The sequence below is a fragment of the Winogradskyella sp. genome, from assembly GCF_028282165.1.
Classification (GTDB): Bacteria; Bacteroidota; Bacteroidia; order Flavobacteriales; family Flavobacteriaceae; genus Winogradskyella.
Genome location: NZ_JANQIM010000002.1, coordinates 1 through 4,805 on the forward strand (window position 1 = coordinate 1; position 4,805 = coordinate 4,805).

General features: G+C 37.9%; 4 protein-coding genes. 1 reads left to right on the forward strand and 3 read right to left on the reverse strand.

The window, feature by feature from the left end; translation table 11 throughout:
* Positions 1-942: metal-dependent hydrolase (locus tag Q0972_RS00460; RefSeq protein WP_299361202.1), on the reverse strand; the 942-nt coding region annotated here is incomplete at its 3' end.
* Between the two features lie 83 nt (positions 943-1,025).
* On the opposite strand from Q0972_RS00460, the gene nhaC reads away from it, so the two are divergent.
* Positions 1,026-2,495 carry a Na+/H+ antiporter NhaC gene (nhaC, locus tag Q0972_RS00465; RefSeq protein ID WP_299361204.1) on the forward strand — a complete coding sequence of 490 codons (1,470 nt, stop codon included), beginning with the start codon at positions 1,026-1,028 and terminating at the stop codon, positions 2,493-2,495.
* A gap of 1 nt (position 2,496) precedes the next feature.
* Here nhaC and Q0972_RS00470 read toward each other — a convergent pair whose 3' ends face one another.
* Together Q0972_RS00470 and katG are read right to left on the reverse strand one after the other, a co-directional pair.
* Complete coding sequence (locus tag Q0972_RS00470) at positions 2,497-2,967, reverse strand: ankyrin repeat domain-containing protein (RefSeq protein WP_299361206.1); 471 nt, start codon at positions 2,965-2,967, stop codon at positions 2,497-2,499.
* Between the two features lie 114 nt (positions 2,968-3,081).
* Positions 3,082-4,805 (reverse strand): catalase/peroxidase HPI (gene katG / locus Q0972_RS00475; protein WP_299361208.1); only part of this gene is annotated, 1,724 nt, incomplete at its 5' end.

The following is a 4,805-nucleotide window of genomic DNA, read 5'->3' on the forward strand; positions in this document are numbered from 1 at the left end:
TAAGCGATCTCCATCCTTGTATAACATAAGATTAAAAATCGCTTTATACCCTTCTCGTGTTTTTACCATGGGATACCTTAAGTCTTTGTGCAGATAGTCACCATTATCTAACGACTCAATATTGTAGTAGTCGTTACTAAACCAGGCCAAACCCTTTAGATCATTAAAATCATCCTTGCTTAGATCTCGTATTTTGGGAATCGTTTTCCAGTCAGAAAATTTATCGGTAGTATCGAATAGTGAATAAAACCCTATATGATATGCCTCATTAGATTCAGCAATACCATACCAAAGAATATTATTCAGAATTGCTGGTTGCGTGCTAAATCTAGAATGATTTATCCCTTTATCTATAAGTGTTTTTTCGAAAACAGAATCAATATAACTTTTGTTTAAAATTGTAAATAACATGTATGTAGAGCTAATTCCAATTCCTATTTTTAACCAAAACCGCCTTCGGATTTTTGTTCTATTATAAAACATTAAAATGATGATGCAAATAAGAAATGGAACCGTATACAATGGATCGGCAACAGCAATACTATTGAAGGCTACCCTATAATCTGAAAACGGCGCAAAAAGTTGGGTCCCGTAAGGCGTAAAGCTATCGAGAATCACATGAGTAAACAAAGACCAAAAAAACAGTTTTATCCAGTCACTTCGGAATGTTGTGTTAAGACGTTTACCCGTATTGTAGAGTTTGTGAGTCAGCCACCCGAATAAAAACGCACCCAAAACAGAAAACAAAATTGAGTGCATAAATCCTCTATGGAACAGCATAGCATCAATTTCATTGTTATAAAGCAAAGCACCAACAAAAGTATCCAAGTCAGGAATAGTACCACCAACAGCACCAAACAATAGGGCTTTATTACCAATTTTTTTACCGAGAACTGCCTCTCCACAGGCAGCACCTAAAACAATTTGAGTTAACGAATCCATTACTGAGAACAAATGTACGTAACTCTATGTATTTGCAAATCGCTTAACAAAATCGTAACATTACAAAACTAAACTGAACTGAGATGCAAGACGACGACTTATCTGAAATTAAAGTAGAGGACCAGAAAATTATAGACAACAAAGAGCTTAATATTTTTGAAGCTTTGGTACCTGTTGTTATATTAATGGGTCTTCTAGCCTACAATATCTTTTTTGCCAATGGTGAAATGTTAGGTGCTTACTCTAATCAATACATACTATTGATGGGAGGGTTTGTGGCATTTATTGGAGGTATGCTTAATAAAGTCTCTCCATTAATTATGATTCAGGAAGTTTGGGAAAATATCAAAAGTGTATTTGTACCAATAATGATTCTATTTTTGGTTGGCGCATTAGCTGGCACATGGCTTATTAGTGGTGTAATTCCAGCAATGGTTTACTTTGGCTTGCAAGTGTTGAGCCCAGAAATCTTTTTGCCGGCGTCAATAGTAATTGCTGCTATTATTTCTATCGCCACCGGAAGCTCGTGGACAACATCAGCTACTGTTGGCATTGCTTTAGTTGGAATCGGTACTGCACTAGGAATTAATCCTGGCATGATTGCAGGAGCAGTTATTTCAGGTGCTTATTTTGGAGATAAAATGTCTCCTTTAAGCGATACGACTAATTTGGCACCCGCCATGGCAGGAACTGATTTGTTTACACATATTAGGTATATGACGTTCACTACAGTTCCTACAATAGTGATCACATTAATTGTATTTAGTATCATAAGTGCTACTATAGAGCCAACTGGTACAGCAGATATTAGCAATCTATTAGCTTCAATCGATAAAACATTTAACATTACGGCATGGCTATTTTTAGTTCCTGCCGCCGTAATTGCATTAATATTGTTTAAAGCCAAACCTTTGGTTGCTTTAGCATCAGGAGTGATTTTAGCTGGGATATTTGCAGTGATTTTTCAACCCGAAGTGCTTAAGAACCTTTCGGATTCCAATTTTTCTGCTATTGCGAATTCAATACTTACGGATACAGCAATTGCAACAGATAATGAAAAGTTAAATGATTTGTTTAGCTCTGGAGGTATGAAAGGCATGCTTTGGACTATTTTTCTTATCCTCTGTGCCATGGTATTCGGTGGCATTATGGATGGCATTGGCGCTTTAGCACGAATTACCAAGTCTTTATTATCCATTGCTACAACGGTATTTGGTTTATTTGCAAGTACAGTTATAAGTTGTTTGGGGCTTAATGCTATTGCCTCAGATCAATATTTAGCCATTGTTATTCCTGGTAAAATGTTTAAAAATGCCTTTGAAGACAAAGGTTTGGCACCTGAAAATCTAAGTAGAACTTTAGAGGATTCTGGTACAGTGACTTCTGTCTTAATCCCTTGGAATACCTGCGGAGCATACCAAAGCGGCGTCTTAGGAGTTGGTGTTGGTGAGTATTTATTTTATGCCATTTTTAATTGGCTAAGTCCTTTTACAACACTGATATTTGCCGCATTTAAGATTAAGATAAGACAGTTGAGCGGAAAACTCGCTTAATCTATTTTAGCAAATTCTGTATATCTATAAAGGATTTCTCAGTTGCATAATCCAAAGCTGTTTTTCCATTGGTGTCTTCAATGGTTCCGTCTGCATTATGCGCTAAAAGGATTTTTACCACCTCTTGTTGATTGTATTGCGATGCAAAACTTAAAGCTGTTATTCCAGAATTGTTTTGGGCATTTACATCTGCACCATTTTTAATCAAAAGACTAACAAGACTAATATTTCCCTTAAAACTTACACCTATTAGAGCGGTGTTACCTGAAGCATCTTTTGCGTTAATATCTGCTTTATTTTCGATCAAAACTTTCGCAACTTCCTCTTTATCAAAATAAGTAGCAAAAATCAGAGGTGTAAAACCTCTGGCATCCTCAGAATTTACCAAATGAGGATTGTTCTGTAATTGCAGTTTTATGTTTTCAATATTTCCTGTTTGAATGGTTCTAAAAAATAGTTCTTGTGCGTTCATATGCCTAATTTAAAAAGATTAAGATTCCTGCTTTCGCAGGAATGACAATTAAAAAGGAATGCGCAATACTATGCACATTCCTTTTTTGATCATACCTGGGTTATTTACCAATTCCTATTTTAAATCATATCTGTCTAAATTCATCACTTTAGCCCATGCTGTGACAAAGTCATTTACAAATTTACCCTCACCATCGTCAGCACCATAGACTTCACAAACCGCTCTAAGCTCAGTATTAGAACCAAAGATTAAATCAGCTCTTGTTCCTGTAAACTTTACAGCACCTGTTCTACGGTCTCGCCCTTCAAAGATTGTATCGTCATCTGATGTTGCACTCCACGTATACGTGAAATCCAAGATGTTTGTGAAGAAATCATTAGTTAGGTGCCCAACATTATCGGTAAAGACACCATAATTTGAGTTATCGTAATTGGCACCTAAAACCCGAAGACCACCAACTAAAGCTGTCATTTCTGGGATTGAAAGTGTTAACAAGTTAGCGCGATCCACCAATAAATCCTCTGCCGCAACTTGCTTTAATTCTGGAGTCACATAATTTCTGAAACCATCAGCTAATGGTTTTAGATATCCAAAGGACTCAAGATCTGTTTGTTCTTGTGATGCATCTCCTCTACCTTGACTGAATGGCACAGACACGTTATGACCAGCTTGACTTGCAGCTTCTTCTACGGCGGCATTTCCGGCTAAGACAATAAGATCTGCCATTGAAACTGTGCCGCTAAATTCGTTTTGAATACCCTCAAGAACATTCAACACTTTATTTAACTCTTCTGGGTTATTCGCCTCCCAACTGCGTTGTGGTTCTAATCTAATACGTGCACCATTGGCACCTCCTCTCATATCAGAACCTCTAAATGTTGATGCTGATGCCCAAGCGGTTTTAACTAATTCTGAAACTGTTAAGCCTGAAGCTAAGACCATTTTCTTCAAGGATTCAATATCTGCATCACTTAGCGTATAATCGACTTTTGGTATTGGGTCTTGCCATATTAATTCTTCACTTGGTACCTCTGGGCCTAAGTAACGATCAATTGGCCCCATATCTCTATGTGTTAACTTAAACCATGCACGTGCAAAGGCATCTTCAAAAGCTTTATGATCCTTATGGAAACGTTCTGATATCTCTCTGTAAGTAGGATCCATTTTTAAGGCCATATCGGCTGTAGTCATCATCAATGCCTGCTTACCACTACCATCTGCCGTTGGCGCCATACGTGCATTTGATTCAGCTGTTGGTGTCCACTGGTGTGCCCCTGCTGGGCTTTTTGTCAATTCCCAATCATAGTTTAATAACACATCAAAATAATCAGCATCCCAACGTGTTGGATCAGGCGTCCATGCCCCCTCTATTCCACTTGTAATGGCATGTTGTAAAACTCCTGTTTCAAATGTATTTTTCCAACCTGTACTCATTTCTTCAATAGAAGCCCCATGAGGCTCAGCACCAACATACTTATCGGCATCTGCTGCTCCATGAGCTTTACCAAAAGTGTGACCTCCTGCAACTAAAGCCACCGTTTCCTCATCATTCATGGCCATACGTCCAAAAGTAATTTTTATATCGTGTGCGGATTTTAAAGGATCTGGTTCACCGTTAGGACCTTCTGGATTTACATAAATCAATCCCATATGTACGGCACCTAAATGTCCTTCTAATTCGCCGTCACTAGTGTCGTATCTGTCATCATTATCTAACCATCCTGTTTCACTTCCCCAATAAATATCTTGCTCTGGCTCATAAACATCCTCACGACCACCTGCAAAACCAAATGTTGGGAATCCCATCGACTCTAATGCTACATTTCCTGCAAGAATCA

Excerpts from the sequence above, each read along its gene's own strand:
- Q0972_RS00470 (WP_299361206.1), bottom strand. The coding sequence starts at position 2,967 with ATGAACGCACAAGAACTATTTTTTAGAACCATTCAAACAGGAAATATT.
- nhaC (WP_299361204.1), top strand. The coding sequence starts at position 1,026 with ATGCAAGACGACGACTTATCTGAAATTAAAGTAGAGGACCAGAAAATT.